Source organism: Microvirga sp. 3-52 (assembly GCF_018383585.1).
In the GTDB taxonomy this organism is placed as follows: Bacteria; Pseudomonadota; Alphaproteobacteria; order Rhizobiales; family Beijerinckiaceae; genus Microvirga.
This window is the reverse complement of sequence record NZ_JAHAMK010000035.1, coordinates 24803-40949: the sequence shown is the minus strand read 5'-3', so window position 1 is coordinate 40949 and position 16147 is coordinate 24803. Positions and strand designations below refer to the sequence as shown.

Sequence of the window (16147 nt, the reverse complement as noted above, 5' to 3'; positions counted from 1 at the left end):
TTGGTCTGGCGCACGGTGTTCCAGACCCGAGCTGAAGCCAAGGCGGCGCTTGGTCGTTACATCGACGGTTTCTACAACCCTGTCCGGCGTCATTCGACACTGGATGATGTCAGTCCGGTTCAATTCGAAAGGCTGGCCGAATAGCTACTAAACCGCTCTCCACAAAAGCGGAGCAAGACCACAGGGCCTGGCGGAGGGAACGCAGCCTCTGGCGCACCGCGATGCCGCGCTCGAGCAGGAAGGCGCGGATCTGATTGATCACCGCCGACCGCTCACTCACCAACCGCGACCGAACGCGATGAAGCGCTTGCAGGTCGAGTTGCTCGACTGTTTTGGTGGGCACAAACCGCATGGTGGGGCGGAGCACGGCTTCAGCAATGGCCTCAGCGTCGCGGAAGTCGTTCGTATGATGGTTCCGTCAAGTCATCTCTTCGGATCCTCAGCCATTTTTGACGTCCAGGGCGCGCTTGCATCAGGTCAGGCGCTTGGCGCCATCCACTCGTATTCGGTCAGCAAAGCCGACCCAGGTGCCTCATGCACGGCGTGCAAGCTGCAGGCGGGCGGGATCCAACTCTTTGGTTCGGGTCTTGAGCCCCAACGACTTCACGATCACACGTCCACCCCAGACGTCACGGAGCCGTCGCTCCGGGACGATCTTCTCCAATCTCGGTCAGGTCTGTGCGGCTCGAATCCTGGCTCCGGCTGGCACAAGGCCGGTGGTGGCGTAACGCCACAACGCGATCAGCAGCTTTCTGGCAACCGCAACGATGGTGATGCGTCGGCTCCGTTTGCTGTTGCCTGTCGTGCGCGCCAGGAACCAGGCGGTGACGTCGCTTGTCGACTGGAAACGAACCCAGCGCCACGCCAGCTGGATCAGGCGAGCACGGACGATCGCGTTCCCCGCCTTGCTGATGCCCTGCTCGTGCCGGACGCGGCCACTGCTGTACGGACACGGTGTTAGTCCTGCGAAGGCTGCGAGGCTGCGGCGATCCCGAAAGTCACGGCACAGTACCTCACGAGCAAGAACCACGGCTGTCTCACGGCCGACACAGGTGAGCTTCTCCAGCATGGTCACGGCATCCGAGGCTGCGGGCTCGGATCGAGCTGGCACACCCTTGCTCTCCGATGGGGCCATGGACACTGATTCTGCCATGGTCTGCTCAACCTCCTCAATGTGCTGCAGCACGAGTTCGAGCCGCGACAACTCCCGTTCGACCTCAGCCCGGCACCGCGCCGGCAGAGGCCCTCCGCAGCTTGTTTGCAAGACAGCCAGTGCTTCGCGTCGGTCACGCCGGAGCGGCTGGTAGGTTCGGACGCCATGCAACGCCAGCAGGCCTTTGATCCGATTGGCGTGGGCCACCCGTTCCTTGACCAGTCGCGCCAACTCGCGATGAGGCCAGCGCGCATCCTCCTCCTGGATGCTCGGGATCCGGACGAAGGAGCACGCATGCCGGTCCCCGCGACGCCAGGCCTGCAGCGCCCGCAGGAGGCATTCCGCGTCGCCCCGATCGGTTTTGACGCGGCGCGCCCGGCGGTCGACCTTGAGGCTGGCCGGATCCATCACCCGGCAGGCAATTCCGCTCTGAACGAGACGGCGCTGCAACCAGAACCCGTCATAGCCCGCCTCGAAGACGCATTCGATCTCGACGGCAGCCCCCAATCGGGCTTCGGTGTTGTGCCGGATCTGCTCGATTGTAGCGATGAGCGTATCTGCCTCACTCCGCCGACACGCCGCCGTGACACCTTGCCGGTGACAGGCTCATGGATCGCCAGGAGCCACGTTGCCTTGCTCAGCTCAATTGCCACTAGAACTGCCACTACTCCCAAGTCCTGAGTTTGATCCATGGCTGCCTCCTAAGTCAGCACCGACGCCGCCGTGACCATCATGGTATCTGTTGAGGCTTTTGCGGAAAGGCTTCACGAACTGCGCGGGGATCAGCTTCACGTCGTAGCCGAGGGCCAACAACGGACGGCTGAGATGGTGAGCCCCCACACACGCCTCCATGCCGATAGACAGGTGGGCATGTTGGCGAGGCGCTGCTCGACTTGGCCGCGGGAGAGCTTCTGGCGCAGGACAATGGCGCCGCGGCCGTCCAGGCCGATGAGGTGGAAGCTGTTCTTGCCGATGTCGATCCCAAGGGTGGCAATGGGCAGAAGCGGAGCTTTGGGCATGGCTCAAGTCCTCGTGCTGGGGCGCCCCTGATGAAGGGTGCGCCGGTAAGCACGGCCGGTCCATCCCATTAGCAGACCTTCTAGAGCGCGTTGACATTCACTTGGTCCAGATGAATGCGCTGACGAGGCAAAGGAGTGACATGAACGCCCGTGAGGTCTGTTCGTAGCGGGTGGCGATGCGTGTGAAGTGTTTGATTTTCAGGAAGAACCGCTCGACGAGGTTGCGCTCGCAATAGAGGGCGTAGTCGCAGGGGACTTGCGGCGATGTTGTCCTGGGCGGGATGACTGGCACGGCATCCTGGCGTTCGATGGCCTCCCGCAATGGCTTGGCGTCGTAGCCCTTGTCCCCCAAGACATGGTCGGCGGGAAGATCGGCGATCAAGGCTTCAGCCTGAGTGATATCGCTCGCCTGTCCCGGCGTCAGGATGAAGCGGAGCGGATTGCCCAAAGCATCCACGACGGCATGGATCTTGGTGGTCAGCCCGCCGCGGGAGCGTCCGATCGCACGAGCCTCACACCCCCCTTTTTGCCCGCCGCATGCTGGTGCGCCCGGACAATGTTTGAGTCGATCATGATGTATTCGAAGTCGGGCTCATCCGCTATGGTGGCAAACAGCCGATCCCAGACGCCGCTCTTGGACCAGCGTGAGAAGCGAACAAAGGCGCTGTTCCAGTTGCCGAAGAGTTCCGGCAGATCCCGCCACGGCGACCCAGTTCGGGCCAGCCAGGGCACGGCTTCCACGAACAACCGGCTATCGACCGCCGTTTTGCCGGGATCCATGCGTTTGCCTGGCAAATGCGGCTCCATCCGATCCCACTGGTGATCTTCCAACATCAGACGAACTCCGCTCACCCAAGCCTCCGCGCCCAAAAGGAGCTTGAATCAGAGTTGCGAGCCCGTCGAAAGCCTGAATGTCAACGCGCTCTAGGACAGTGGGCGAAATATCCATCGAAACCTAGAGATAAGCGGTCGACAGCGCTGGAACCATTGCGATGATGAGAAGTCCGATGAAGAGTGCTCCGATGTAGGGCCAAATGGCCCCCATGGCTTCATCCGGCGAGACGTTGCCGATCTTGCACGCGATGTAGAAGCCAATGCCGATAGGCGGTGCCATCAGGCCGACATTCATAGCGGTCACAACCACCATGGAATAGTGGATGTCGTTGATCCCGAGATTCTTCGCTATGGGGAACATGATCGGCGCCATAAGCACGATGGCCGGCAGGCCTTCGAGCACGCAGCCGAGCACCATGAAAACCGCAATCGTGACCAGCATATAAGTGACCCAGCCGCCGGGCAGGTCGGTGACGATCGCAGCCATCTTGAAGGCAAAGCCGGTCTGAGTCAGCGCCCAAGCCATGGCGGAGGCGGTGCCCAGGATGATCAGGATAGCCCCAGAGAGGGCCGCCGTCTCAACCATCATGTCATAGATCTTGCCAGGACGGATGCCGCCATACAGAACCATGCCGATGATCATGGCGTAGAGCACCGCGATGGTCGAAACCTCGGTTGCTGTCGCCACGCCCCCGCCGACGGCGCTTCGGATCAGGAAGGGCAGCACGAGCGCCGGGCCCGCGACCATAAGCGCCTTACCGACGGTTCGAAGGGGAGCCCGCCGGATGCCATCCATCACCTCGCCGCGTGCTTTCCAGCGCGCGAGGACGGCGAGAACGAGGAGCAGCACCATGGCGATAACGAAGCCGGAGGTGAACAAGCCTGCGATCGAGACGCCTGCCACGGATCCCAGAACGATCAGCACGATACTTGGCGGCACCGTATCAGCCATGGCGGCACCGGTTGCGAGGAGGGCGATCATCTCCTTCGGTTTGTGGCCGCGGCGTTTCATTTCCGGAAAGAGGGCCGGCGCGACTGTGGCCATATCGGACACCTTGGAACCGGAAATGCCGGAGACCAGGAAGAGCGAGCCGAGCAGCACATAGGACATGCCTGCTTTCACGTGGCCGAGCAGTGACGCGAGAAACTCCACGATGGCCCGACCCATGCCGGTCGCGTCAAGGATACAGCCGAGGAGCACGAAGATGGGAACAGACAGCAGGATGAGGCTGGACATACCTTCGTCGATGCGCCCGATCATCACCATCGTCGGCACGGAACTGGTGAAGGTGAGAAAGGTGAGCGCCCCAAGGCCGAAGCAGAAGGCGATCGGCACGCCGATAACGAGGAAGAAGGCGACGAAGCCGACCAGGAAGATGAGGATGTTGATGTTGCCCAGCGATGGCAGAGACGGGGAGGCGAGCCACAGCAATGCACCGGCAGCCACGATTACGGCCGCCGCCATGCAGATTTCTGACCCTTTGGCTGCACGCAGCGTTTCCCTGAGCGCCAGGAGAGCCATCAAGCCGATGCCGACCGGAAGAGCAGCCACGCGCCAACTCATGGGGATGTTGAGCGCGGCCGATGTGATGTAGGATTCCTCGATCACATACTCGATGGCAGGCCACAGCATTCCGACTAGAAACACTGCGACGAGAAGCGGTCCCAGCGCGCCAAAGAAGCCACGCAGTCTTTCCGGAAACATATGGAGAAACAGGGTCAGGCGGAGGTGCTCGTTGCGGTCGACCGCAATGACTGCGCCAAGCATGGCGAGCCAAAGGAAGCAGAAGGCAGCCGCCTCATCGATCCAGACGATCGGCAAAGAGAGCACGTAGCGTGAGGTTACGCCCATCAGGAGCAGGCCGATGATCGCCACCAAGATGGCGGAGGCGATCATCTCAATGGGCTTGAGGAGCGCCGACCCGCTTTTCAGACCGGTCGGCATGTCCTCGATTTCGCCGACGCCGATGCTCTCAGTTGCCATAGTCATTGTCTCCTCCGTCGTCTTTGAATGTTCTTGGTGTTCTTGTTCTTCGTTGTTGTGAATGTTTGCGGTCAGGGCAGGTTTTCCCTGAATACGACTTCGACGCGCATGGGATCGGGTAGGTTGCCGGGGTTGCGCCCCTCCCGCAGATCGCGGAACAGGGCTGCACATTTAGCAATGGTGTCTTCGGCGCTCTGGGTGATGACGGCATCCATTGTGCCGTCGAGGAGGAACTCTCTGGTGTCGCTGGTCAGGCCATGGCCGACGAAGACCACATCCCTCTCGCGCCGCGCATCCTTCAGCGCGCGTCCGATGCCGGAGGCGCCGCCGCCAATGTTGTAGATGCCGTCCAGATCCGGATGGTGAGACAGGAGAGCCCTCATCTGTCGATAGTTGAGCGCCTCGTCGTCATGTCCCTCACGCAGCCCGACGACTTCGATCTCTGGATAGAGTTCCTGCAGGATGTCGAGGAAACCCATCTCGCGCTCTCCATGGGCGCGATAGCTGAGGCTGCCCGCGATCATGGCAACCTTGGCGGGGCGTTTGCTAATGAAGCGGGCGAGAAGATAGCCCGCCATGCGCCCGGCAGCCCGGTTGTCGAGGCCGAAATAAGCCGTCCGCGCGGGGCTGGCCACATCGGAGATCAGGGTCACCACAGGCTTTCCTGCTGCGGCGATACGGGTGACGGCCTCGCGCACCACGGGATGTTCGATCGCCATAAAGGCAATCCCGTCCGCTTGCTTGGCGTGACGGTGCAGCGCCTTTGCCAAAAGGTCGGGATTAAAGCTGTCGATGTATTCGACCGTGGGCTTGATCGAGAACCGCTCCAGTTGCGGCGCCATCTCGGTGATCATGCGGCCAAGCATGGTGATGTAGCGATTCGTGCCCTGGGGGAGAATAAACGAGATCTGCCCAAGCGGGCGCACATCGCGGATACGCTCGTCGCTGTCGTCAACGTATCCGAGCTCCGCCGCAGCCTTCATGACGCGCTTGACCGTTGCAGCCTTTACCCCCTGGCGGCCATTCAGAACCCGATCGACGGTAGCTGTCGAGACATCGGCAAGCCGTGCGATATCCACGATGGTGGTGCGCCGGCTGAGGGAGGGCGTATTGAGCGAGAGGTTCATAAAGTTACATCAAAAAACATCAAAATTATGATTTGACCACATCATCATTATGACGGATTTTTTCGTTCGGAAAGCTCAAAAACCATCTTTTCGGGAGAAAATTACGCCATGCCCATCAGCAGAAGGACGCTTCTCAAAGGCCTCGGGGCTGCTCCGGCCGCTGTCAGCCTGTTCTCGATCCCGCGCTATGCTCACGCTGCCGAGATCACCCTGCGGTACGGCAACAACCTGCCGCTCAGCCATCCGCTCAACATTCGCGCCAAGGAGGCCGCCGACCGGATCGCGAAGGAGACCAACGGGCGTGTCGAGATGCTGATCTTCCCTGCCAACCAGCTTGGCGGCGACACGGACATGCTTTCCCAGGTGCGCAACGGCGCTCTCACCTTCTTCACCCCGTCGGCACTAGTGATCGCCACCCTCGTTCCGGTCGCGGCAATCAACGCCGTTGGCTTCGCGTTCAAGGATTACAACCAGGTCTGGGCTGCCATGGATGGGCCCGTCGGGGCCTTTGTGCGCAGGGCAATTGCCGATTCCCGGCTGCACGCGCTGGAAACCATGTGGGATAACGGCTTCCGTCAGATGACCACGAGCGGCGCGCCGATCCAGAGCGCCGACTCGATGAAAGGGCTGAAGATTCGGGTTCCGGTGAGCCCAATCAGCATCTCGATGTTCTCCGGCCTCGGCGCTGCGCCGGCCAGCCTGCAGTTCAGTGAAGTCTACACCGCGCTCCAGACCAAGGTGGTCGATGCGCAGGAGAACCCCCTTCCGATCATCCAGGTGGCGAAGCTCTATGAGGTGCAGTCCTCCTGCGCGCTCACGAACCACATCTGGGACGGCTACTGGTTCATTGCCAACGGCCGCCAGTGGGCTGGCATGCCGGCGGATGTGCAGGAGATTGTCTCCCGCGCCATCAACGAGGCCGGGCTGAAGCAGCGCGAGGATATCAAGGCACTCAATGAAGGGATCCAGACCGACCTTCAGAGCAAGGGCCTCAAGTTCAACCAGTGCGAAACGGAAAGCTTCCGCGCGAAACTGCGCGAAGCTGGCTTCTACAAGGAATGGAAGCAGAAGTTCGGCCCAGAGGCCTGGGGGCACCTCGAGAGCGTTGTGGGGACGCTCGCCTGACGAATGTTGTGCGATCCGATGAAGGTCATCGGATCTTCCTCTTCCTCGGGCGCGGCTCAAGAGCCGCGCACTCATTAGATTTGTAGGTAGGGTATGAGCCGATTTCTCGGAGAGATCAGGCAGGCTGGCTATGTTGTCGACGACATCGAGGCCGCTATGGATTATTGGTCACGTGTTCTAGGCGTGGGACCATTCTTCTATAAGGAGCAGGTGCCTATCGAGAACTACACGTACCGAGGCGAGAGTTATCGGCCGCATAACTCCGTAGCTTTGGCCAATTCCGGTCCGCTCCAGATCGAGCTCATCCAGACCCGCAACGATGCACCGTCCATGTACCGCGACTTCAAGCAGGCCGGTCATCGCGGCCTGCAGCATGTCGCCTACTGGACGGAGAGTTACGATGCCGATCTGGAACGGCTGATGAAGCAGAGTTTTGTTCCGGTTATGAGCGGTGAGGTCGGCGAGCGCGGCCGCTTCGTCTATTTCGACACCGAATACCATCCGGGCACCGTAATCGAGCTCTCGGAGGTGGCCGGGCCGAAAGGCAAGATGTTTCAGTTGATCAGGGAGGCCTCGGAAGGCTGGGACGGACACGATCCGGTCCGGCCGTTCCCCAATCTCTCTCAGCTGTGAGGCCCGTCATGTCAGACGCACATTACGAGGCGACCTATCTCGTCGAAACTCCATTGCCACTTGAGACGGTGGCCGAGGTGATGGCGGGCGAGCAATCTTGCGGAACCTTCACCCGTGTCGAAGGCGAAACCGACGAACTGCGCGAGCGAGCCCGTGCGAATGTTGTTGCAGTCCGGGATCTGGGGGAGGTCGCGCAGCCCTCCGTCCGCAGCTCCTGGCTCGACCGCAAGGGCCTATCGGCTGCCTCGCGCCGCGGCGAGATAGTCGTGCGTTTTCCGGTCGCGAATGTCGGTGTCAATCTGTCGACACTTACCGCGACTGTTGCTGGCAACCTCTTTGATCTGGGTGAGGTTACAGGCCTGCGGCTCGAAGCTCTCAGGCTTCCCGGTGCCTACCGGAAGCAATATGCGCTGCCGCGGCATGGCATTGTGGGAACGCGACGTCTGACCGGTGCTGTTCAGGGTGCACTCATTGGGTCGATCATCAAACCGAATGTTGGGCTCCGTTCGGAGGAGATTGCGTCGCTCGTCGAGCGCCTCTGCGCAGCCGGCCTTGACTTCATCAAGGATGATGAAATTGCGGCCAATCCCGTCCACGCGCCCCTGTCTACCCGCATCCCCGCCGTCATGGCCGCCGTGCGCCGGCATCAGGATCGAACTGGCAAGCACGTCATGGTCGCCTTCAATATCACGGATGAGACAGATGCCATGCGCCGTCATGCAGATCTGGTCGCAAGGGAGGGTGGAAGCTGCGTGATGGCCAGCCTCAACTGGTGCGGCTTCTCCAGTATTGAGACATTGCGGCGCGGCACCGATCTGGTGATCCACGGCCACCGCAACGGCTACGGCGGGTTCTCGCGTCACCCCGCACTTGGCATCGGATTCCGAGCCTATCAGACGCTCTGGCGTCTCGCCGGCGTCGATCACATGCATGTGCACGGCTTGGGCGGAAAGTTCGCCCAGGCCGACGAAGAGGTGGTTGACAGTGCTAAGGAGTGCCTAACGGCGCTCTGTGACGTCGATGACCGTGTCATGCCAGCCTTCTCCTCCGGTCAATGGGCGGGAACAGTCGAGCAGACCTACCGCGCCGTGAACACATCGGACCTCCTCTTCATGGCGGGCGGTGGGGTCATGGCCCATCCGGGCGGACCTGCGGAAGGCGTTGCGAGCATTCGCGAAGCTTGGCGGGTTGTAGAGGCCGGCGAAAGCATGGACAGCGCGTGCACGAAGCATCGCGCTCTTGCGGATGCATTCAGCTTTTTCCGGAAGCACTAGAGAAACTGAGGCCGCCGTGACCCCTTCCTATGGCTGGTACGGAGACGATTTCACAGGGGCGACGGATACGCTCGCGACAGTAGCGCGGCGCGGCTTCCGCGCCTTTCTCTTCCTGCGCGTGCCGGATCCGCAGAACATGGCCCAGGTCGGTGATCTGGAAGCCGTAGGCATTGCAGGTGCCGCGCGTGCGATGGAGCCAGGCGAGATGCGGACCGAGCTTGCACCCATTGGGGCGTTCTTCCGCGATCTCGGAGTTCGCATTCTGCATTACAAGTGCTGCTCGACCTTCGACAGCGGGTCGGCGCGTGGAAACATAGCAGTGGCAACCGAGATCCTGCGTGAGTATGTGGCGCACAAAACCGTTGCCATTGTTGGCGGCCAGCCATCGCTTGGCCGATACTGCGCCTTCTCTAATCTATTTGCGTCATTCGGCGCCGATGGAGGGGTCTTCCGGCTCGATCGTCACCCGACGATGAGCAGGCATCCGGCAACCCCGATGACCGAGGCCGATCTGCGGCAGCATCTTTCTGCTCTTGGCATGCAGAGTATAGGGGCGATCCACTGGCCCCTACTGACTGGGGACTCAGAAGCAGTTGTTGCCGAATGGCGGCGACTGGCAAACGCAGCGCCAGCGGTGCTGCTCGATGCGTTGGACGCACACCACGTGAACGCCATTGGCCGCTTGCTCCGAACAGAAAGCCAGCGGCATTCGCTGCTGGCGGTTGGTCCCAGCAGCGTCGCCCAAGCCTTCTTCGAGGAGGGACAGCCGATAGTTAGCCCTCCGCCGACCCTCGTGGATGGGCCTGTGTTTGTCTTTGTGGGAAGTCTTTCTCCGACGACGAGGGTGCAGATAGCGGCCGCACGGTCCTACACTTGTCTGAACGTGGATCCCGACAGCCTTCTGTCGAGCTCAGATGCTCGCGAGCGGATCATCGAAAATGCCGCGGCTGCCTTGGCTCGAGGCGAGCATGTGATAGTCTCGACGGCCCCTGAGGCAGACGATCCTCCGCATTCTATGGCTGCCAACCTCGCAACAGTTAGCGCCTCCCTCGTAGAAGAGGTCCTCAGGCGTCGTCCGGTCCGGCGTTTGGCTATTGCCGGCGGCGACACGTCAAGCCGCATTGTCGGCCATCTCGGCTATTGGGGTCTTGGCTATCATAGCCAGATCAGTAATGGGGTCGCCGTCAGCCTGGCACGGAGCAATGATTCATCACGCGACCGGATGCTCGTGATGCTCAAGGGCGGCCAGATGGGTCACGAGCTGTTATTCGAAACATTCCTGGACAATAAAGCTGGTTCGTGAGCAGGAGCGCAAAGCCACATTCCTTAGCAGGTTGAGTAGGGAAGGTCCGCAACTGGCACTGGGCTGACCTTAGCCGTACTTCCGCACTGCTAGGATGAGCGGACTTTCATTCGGACCTGTGCTCCTACCGAGTTTGACCATTAGCGGATCATTGCGTGGCGCTGCATTCCATATAGCCCGTTCTACGAACTACGCGGAACTTGCGTGTTAGGGTTTGTTCGGCCCAATCTCTGCCTATATCAGGGGTCTTGAACATGGGCGCGGCAGCGGCCTGGGGACGCCTCTCGCGCCAGCGTCGAGCCTTGTCACGCGTGCGACGCACCAACATGATCCGCCATGTTGGCGCCGCGGGCGCCGAGCGGCTTTGGCGTCCCATCCGTGCTGTCGCGGGCCGTCTGGTGCTCCATTTCGGCATTGAGATCAGCACCAAGCAGGACAATCACCACCGACAACCAAATCCACACCATAAAGCCAACGCCAGCACCCAGCGAGCCATAGGTTTTGTTGTAGCTGTCGAAGTTGGCAACATACCAAGAGAACAGCATCGAGGCCGCAAGCCAAAGCACCGCAGCCGTGACACTGCCCCAGGTTACCCAACGCCACTTCGGGTCACGACGGCTTGGGCCGTAGCGGTAGATGACGGCAAGCCACATGCCCACAATCACGAGAAGGATCGGCCAGCGCAGGATGGCCAAGAGCTGTTCGGCTGGGGTCGCCAAGCCCACAAAGGTGAGAATGACCGGCGCGACCACCACCGCACTGATGGCTAGGATGATGAAGCCGATCATGCCAAGGGTGATCAGGAACGTCGTGGCGTAGAAGCGCACCAAGCTGCGCTTCTCCTTTTCGCTATAGACCACGTTGAGAGCGTCGAAGAGGGCTGCCACCCCCGAGTTCGCGCTCCAGAGTGCCACCAGAAAGCCGATGATGAAGGCGACGCTGAGCGTGTCGTTGCTTTGGGTGACGATCAGGGAGATCTGCTCCCCGATGAGTTCCAGCACCCCGCCGGGCAAAATGCCTGACAGCAGGGACAGGTGACCTCTGATCGTGCTGACATCGGCAAAGAGCCCGTACAGCGACACGATGGTGGCAACCGCCGGAAAGATCGCCAGCAGGGCGAAGAATGCAACTCCGCCCGAGGTCGACAGGATACGATCTTCCGAGATCCCCCAGAGCACACGCCAGAGAATGTCCTTCCAGCCGCGGGCCGGGATCTGCCCGGGGGTATTCGCCTCCCGTCCCCGGCCGGGCTCGCGGGCACGGTTGAGATCGTCCGGCTGCACGCCGGGAGCGGCCTCCTCTTCGAGCTTGGAGCGCCAGTCTTCGCCGTGTTCGTTCATGGGGCACCATTGTGGTCCAGAAGGATATCGGGTCGACAGTTTCTTGCGGTGTGAAGGGACGTTCCCAGGCCTTTCCACATTAACCCCGAGACTGACCTCCTGGCTCCTTTAAGGTCCGTGCTCCCAATCCGGATGCCTGACCTGTGACATAGACGCCAAGCAGCAGGCTGAAATCAGGTAATGACGATAAGGAGGCTTGAACTCGCAACGCCTGCCATCCATGTACCATCCATACAGATGGTAGCAGGAGGGTGGCTATGGCGAGCAACGTGCACGAACTTCGACCTAAGGCTTCCGACAGCGAGAAGGTTACGATCAACCTGGGCTATGTCGACCTCGGCCATATTGATCTCTTGGTTCAGGAAGGGTTCTACTCCAACCGGACCGACTTCATCCGGACAGCCATTCGAAACCAGCTCGATCGGCACAATGATGCCGTCAGGAAATCGGTCGACCGCCACCAGCTCGACCTCGGCCTGCGCCACTACGGTCGCCAGGACCTCGAGGCCGTGCAAGCAGCCGGAGAAATGTTGCACATCCAGGTTCTGGGTCTCGCCAGCATCGCCAACGATGTCACACCTGAGCTGGCGCGGCAGGCGATCGCCTCCCTTCATGTCCTTGGCGCCTTGCATGCCCCTCCGGCGGTAAAAGAGGCGCTGAAGGACCGCATGCGCTGACCACCAGGTAGTACCCGTCTCCCCGTGTTTCGAGCCTACCTGACCCTTCCCGACGCGGTAAGGGGCTGGCCTCGCTTTGCCCCACGTGACCCCACAACAGGAACCGAACCCATGAACGCACAACCGAACATCGACATACTCGAGGCAACCCGCCTCACCCGTGAAGGCCGGCTCGCAGAAGCGATGGCCATCCTCCAGGGAGGGCTTCCGAGTGGCCGTCCCTCAGCTCTTTCAGGCAACGCAGGCGGGAATGAAGGCCAGCGTTGCGGGAGACCTGCTGCACGGATCGTCAATATGATGCCACCATCGTCCGGAGGAGGGGCGTGGACTTCGCCGAAGTTCAACGTCCCGCACATGGCTCCTGGCGGTTCTGCCGGAGGTTTGGGCCAGCCCCAGATGCCGGAGGCGCTGCGCGGCTTCCTCGACCGCACGGGGCAACCCGGCTCCCTAGCTGGCTTTGATGGGTTGGTTGGACCTGTTCCAGCCCGTGCGCCTATCCCGCTGCCGGAGGGGGCCCGCTTCGAAGAGCGCACCTTTGCCAACGAGGCAGGAAGCCGGACGTATAAGCTGTACATCCCAAGCGGCTACACAGGTCAGCCAGTGCCGCTCGTGGTGATGCTGCACGGCTGCACCCAGTCGCCGGACGATTTTGCGGCTGGCACGCGGATGAACGAGTTGGCCGAAGAGCAGACGTTTCTGGTGGCTTACCCGGCGCAGGCCCAATCCGCCAATGTGTCGAAGTGCTGGAACTGGTTCAACGCAGCCGATCAGCAACGGGATCGCGGCGAGCCTTCGCTGATCGCTGGCATCACCCGGCAGATCATGCATGACTTCTCCGTCAAGCCGGGACAGGTGTATGCCGCCGGGCTGTCCGCCGGTGGGGCAGCGGCGGCAATCATGGGCTCGGCCTACCCAGACCTCTATGCGGCCGTGGGGGTCCATTCCGGGCTGGCGTGTGGGGCAGCGCGTGACATGCCGTCCGCGTTTGCTGCCATGCGGCAGGGAGGGGCGCCTCAACACAGTGGAGCCGAACAGCCCGTGCCGACCATCGTGTTCCATGGCGACCGCGACACGACCGTCAGTCCCATCAATGGGGACCAGGTCATTGCTCAGTCGAAGGCGGGGTCCGATTTCCAGACAACAGTCAGCCGCGGGCAGGCTCCCGGCGGGATCAACTATACCCGCACGGTGGCGTGCGATGACAGCGGACATCCGATGCTTGAGCATTGGGTTCTTCACGGAGCGGGCCATGCCTGGTCTGGAGGAAGTCCGAGTGGGTCCTACACCGAACCCAAGGGCCCCGATGCCAGCCGCGAGATGATGCGCTTCTTTCTTGAGCACCCGAAACCGAGAGCCGCGTCCCCCAACTAAACACAAGGGGCCCGCCGGAACACGGCAAGGACTGGCGGGCTACGATTGAATATCTCCCATAGGGGTAGGTCTGGAGGGCACCGTCATGTCTGGATGGCGCCCGTTTGGCAATGTGATTGTTGATGACGTTTTGGCCTAGCGGGGCGGGTGCAAGTCATGTCTCCGGCCTTTGAACGCGGTGCTTCATGACCGCTGGCCCTGATGTTTTACGCTGGAGCTGGTCCCTCTCAAATTATCGCGCTTGGCTGACGCAAGACGATGCCACGGGTTGTCCAGATCCGGCGGTCCATGTCCGCTGTGGCTTCACATCATCTCATCATCACCGTGCCAACTGGGTTGCCCTAAGGGCGAATCATCTGAGCTCTCCGTCTATGAGGCCGCCGACACGGCAACTCCTTTGCTTCCAGGCTCGTAAGCCGTGCTCCTGGCCATCACCGCCCAGGCGATCCGGGCCATCTTGCTGGCCAGCGCGACGGCGACCACCTTGAACGGCTTCTTGGCCAGGAGGCCTCGCGCCCAGTCAGCCAGGGCCGTCCGGGTCTTGCACGACTTCATGCTGTAGAGCGCCGCGTGCGCGCCGACGACCAGCAGCTTGCGCAGATGCCGGTTGCCCATCTTGGAGATGGACCCGAGCCTCGCCTTGCCGCCGGTTGAATGCTGCCGGGGGACAAGGCCGAGATAGGCTGCGAACTCTCGACTGCCCTGGAACAGGCTGGCGTCCGGGATACTGGCCGAGAGGCAGGAGGCCACAATTGGGCCGATGCCGGGAATGCTAGCGAGCCTCGTGCTGACCGGATCGCTGCGGTGGGCGGCCAGAATAGCCTTATCGAGCTTTGCAATCTGCGCCTCGATTCCGAGCAGCATCGTGGCCAAAGGCTGAAGCGCAGTTCGAGCTGCCGCGGGGAAGTCTGGATTGGCCTCCTCATGGAGGAAAGCGATCAGCTGGCGCGTGTTGCGAGCCCCTTGCGCCACCACGATGCCCAGCTCGGCAAAGTGACCACGCAGGGCATTGATCAGGGCTGTCCGCTGCCGAATCAGGAGATCACGGGCTCCATGCAGCATGAGGTGCTCTGCTGCTGCGGGCTCTTGACCGGCACGAACCGCATCGACGGCCTCGCAGATCGCCGCCGCATCCGCAGCATCATTCTTCTGTCGACGCAGATAGGGTTTGACGTAGGCGGGCGGGATCAGGCGAACATCGTGCCCGAAAGCCATGAGCGTGCGGGCCCAGTGGTGAGCGGTCGCGCAGGCCTCCAGCCCGATCAGGCAAGGCGGAAGGGTGCTGAAGAAGCCCGGCACCTGGCTGCGGCGCAGCGTCCTGCGCAGGACGATCTTTGCAATATCAAGGCCGATCGTGGCAATCTCAGGCATGGCAGTGATCCTCTCCGGTACTTCGACATGCCCATTCTGGCATGTCTGACGCTGGTGAAGTGCGCCATCCACGACATCACATTAATCGAGTATAGCCATTCGGCTGGCCGACAAGGTCAGTTCTTTGCACAGCCCAAGTCGTTGGTTCCCCTCGGCGCGAGTTTTTTGCTTGATGAGTACAGGGCAGTATTCGCCGTTGATGTGACATCCCACAAAATAGAACCGTGCGCGCCACCTTGCTCACAATTGTCATCTTCGGCGTGGCGGCTCTCACCGGGATCGTCGGCTATCTCGTCTGGCCGTATTGCATTCCAGGGCTCTGACACGCGGGCGAGATCGCGTTCCATCCTCGGGTATCGGAATTAGGGCTTCCGCCTGAGCCAGTTGCGGATCGCTGCAACGGCCGCAAGACCGACTGTTCCGCTCGTGATGAAGAGCACTATCCGGATTAAAACGTGCGTGAGCAGATCACCTTCATAATGGGGCCTCAAGAAGGCGTGATCATACCCGTGAACAATACTCACAATGACGCCAAGCAACGCGCCGTAGAACGCGAAACGCTTCGTATGCCAGGGTTTCACCGGCTGAGATCGCTTGCTCATTCCGTGTTACTACAGCCCCGACTGCCCCAAGGATAGGCTTAAGCCGGTTTCTGCTCCAGGTCCTCGCCTAGATCGGTCTGATATGCAACGCTCCCGGCGCACTCATCCTGAACCGGCCAAGGTAAATGCAGACGCATTCCATACCGGGCCTTATGCGAACTTGTACGGTAGGTTCGACACGCGCTGGGAAACTCAATAGAAGACGGCCAGAGCGGCGCTCTTCAGCCTGTTCTATAAAGGGAATTCGGCGCGATTCGCACTTCTTTAACGAGTGCTGACATCGGACTATCTTCTCATGGGCGCGTAAGGCTGTTAGAAAGGATAGCCCATAGAA

13 protein-coding genes and 2 pseudogenes are annotated in these 16147 nt (G+C 61.1%); 7 read left to right on the top strand and 8 right to left on the bottom strand.

From position 1 onward, the window contains the following. The coding region (locus KHP60_RS21050) for an IS3 family transposase (RefSeq protein ID WP_213566260.1) at window positions 1–144 on the top strand (144 nt) is incomplete at its 5' end. A 37-nt stretch (window positions 145–181) separates the two neighbouring features. Here the strand turns inward: KHP60_RS21050 and KHP60_RS21045 are convergent. From KHP60_RS21045 to KHP60_RS21020, 6 genes and pseudogenes are all read right to left on the bottom strand, one after another. Further along, window positions 182–403, bottom strand: a pseudogene (locus KHP60_RS21045) (transposase); the annotation flags it as partial. 267 nt (window positions 404–670) lie between these two features. Further along, on the bottom strand, window positions 671–1660 hold the full coding sequence (locus tag KHP60_RS21040) for an IS110 family transposase (RefSeq protein WP_249688990.1): 990 nt from the start codon (window positions 1658–1660) through the stop codon (window positions 671–673). Between the two features lie 243 nt (window positions 1661–1903). Further along, window positions 1904–2172 (bottom strand): annotated as a pseudogene (locus KHP60_RS21035) (IS110 family transposase); the annotation flags it as partial. Between the two features lie 97 nt (window positions 2173–2269). Further along, window positions 2270–3006 (bottom strand): IS5 family transposase gene (locus tag KHP60_RS21030; protein ID WP_249688994.1). Its coding sequence is split into 2 segments (ribosomal slippage): window positions 2270–2700 and window positions 2700–3006, totalling 738 coding nucleotides; the frame shifts between segments, so codons are not numbered across the junction. Window positions 3007–3127: 121 nt separating this feature from the next. Next, window positions 3128–4990, bottom strand: coding sequence for a TRAP transporter large permease subunit (locus KHP60_RS21025; protein ID WP_409366307.1), 1863 nt, complete (start codon window positions 4988–4990; stop codon window positions 3128–3130). 71 nt (window positions 4991–5061) lie between these two features. Continuing rightward, window positions 5062–6117, bottom strand: a complete 1056-nt coding sequence (locus tag KHP60_RS21020; protein ID WP_213566254.1) for a LacI family DNA-binding transcriptional regulator — start codon at window positions 6115–6117, stop codon at window positions 5062–5064. Between the two features lie 108 nt (window positions 6118–6225). Here KHP60_RS21020 and KHP60_RS21015 point away from each other — a divergent pair, with 108 nt between their 5' ends. From KHP60_RS21015 to KHP60_RS21000, 4 genes are all read left to right on the top strand, one after another. Then, window positions 6226–7242 carry a TRAP transporter substrate-binding protein gene (locus tag KHP60_RS21015; RefSeq protein ID WP_213566253.1) on the top strand — a complete coding sequence of 339 codons (1017 nt, stop codon included), beginning with the start codon at window positions 6226–6228 and terminating at the stop codon, window positions 7240–7242. 93 nt (window positions 7243–7335) lie between these two features. Further along, window positions 7336–7875: a VOC family protein gene (locus tag KHP60_RS21010; protein WP_213566252.1), complete on the top strand. Its 540-nt coding sequence runs from the start codon at window positions 7336–7338 to the stop codon at window positions 7873–7875. An 8-nt stretch (window positions 7876–7883) separates the two neighbouring features. Next, a complete protein-coding gene (locus tag KHP60_RS21005) occupies window positions 7884–9149 on the top strand; it encodes a ribulose-bisphosphate carboxylase large subunit family protein (protein WP_213566251.1) in 1266 nt (421 codons plus the stop codon). Between the two features lie 16 nt (window positions 9150–9165). Further along, window positions 9166–10452, top strand: a complete 1287-nt coding sequence (locus KHP60_RS21000; RefSeq protein ID WP_213566250.1) for a four-carbon acid sugar kinase family protein — start codon at window positions 9166–9168, stop codon at window positions 10450–10452. A gap of 305 nt (window positions 10453–10757) precedes the next feature. On the opposite strand, the gene KHP60_RS20995 is transcribed toward KHP60_RS21000, so the two are convergent. Beyond that, window positions 10758–11792: a YihY/virulence factor BrkB family protein gene (locus KHP60_RS20995; protein WP_213566249.1), complete on the bottom strand. Its 1035-nt coding sequence runs from the start codon at window positions 11790–11792 to the stop codon at window positions 10758–10760. Window positions 11793–12049: 257 nt separating this feature from the next. Here KHP60_RS20995 and KHP60_RS20990 point away from each other — a divergent pair, with 257 nt between their 5' ends. After that, the gene (locus KHP60_RS20990; protein ID WP_213566248.1) at window positions 12050–12469 is read left to right on the top strand and encodes a CopG family transcriptional regulator; all 420 of its coding nucleotides are present in this window, start codon (window positions 12050–12052) and stop codon (window positions 12467–12469) included. Between the two features lie 111 nt (window positions 12470–12580). Further along, window positions 12581–13840: a PHB depolymerase family esterase gene (locus KHP60_RS20985; protein WP_213566247.1), complete on the top strand. Its 1260-nt coding sequence runs from the start codon at window positions 12581–12583 to the stop codon at window positions 13838–13840. Between the two features lie 369 nt (window positions 13841–14209). Here the strand turns inward: KHP60_RS20985 and KHP60_RS20980 are convergent, their stop codons facing one another. After that, a complete protein-coding gene (locus KHP60_RS20980) occupies window positions 14210–15211 on the bottom strand; it encodes an IS110 family transposase (RefSeq protein WP_249688989.1) in 1002 nt (333 codons plus the stop codon). Window positions 15212–16147: the final 936 nt, after the last annotated feature.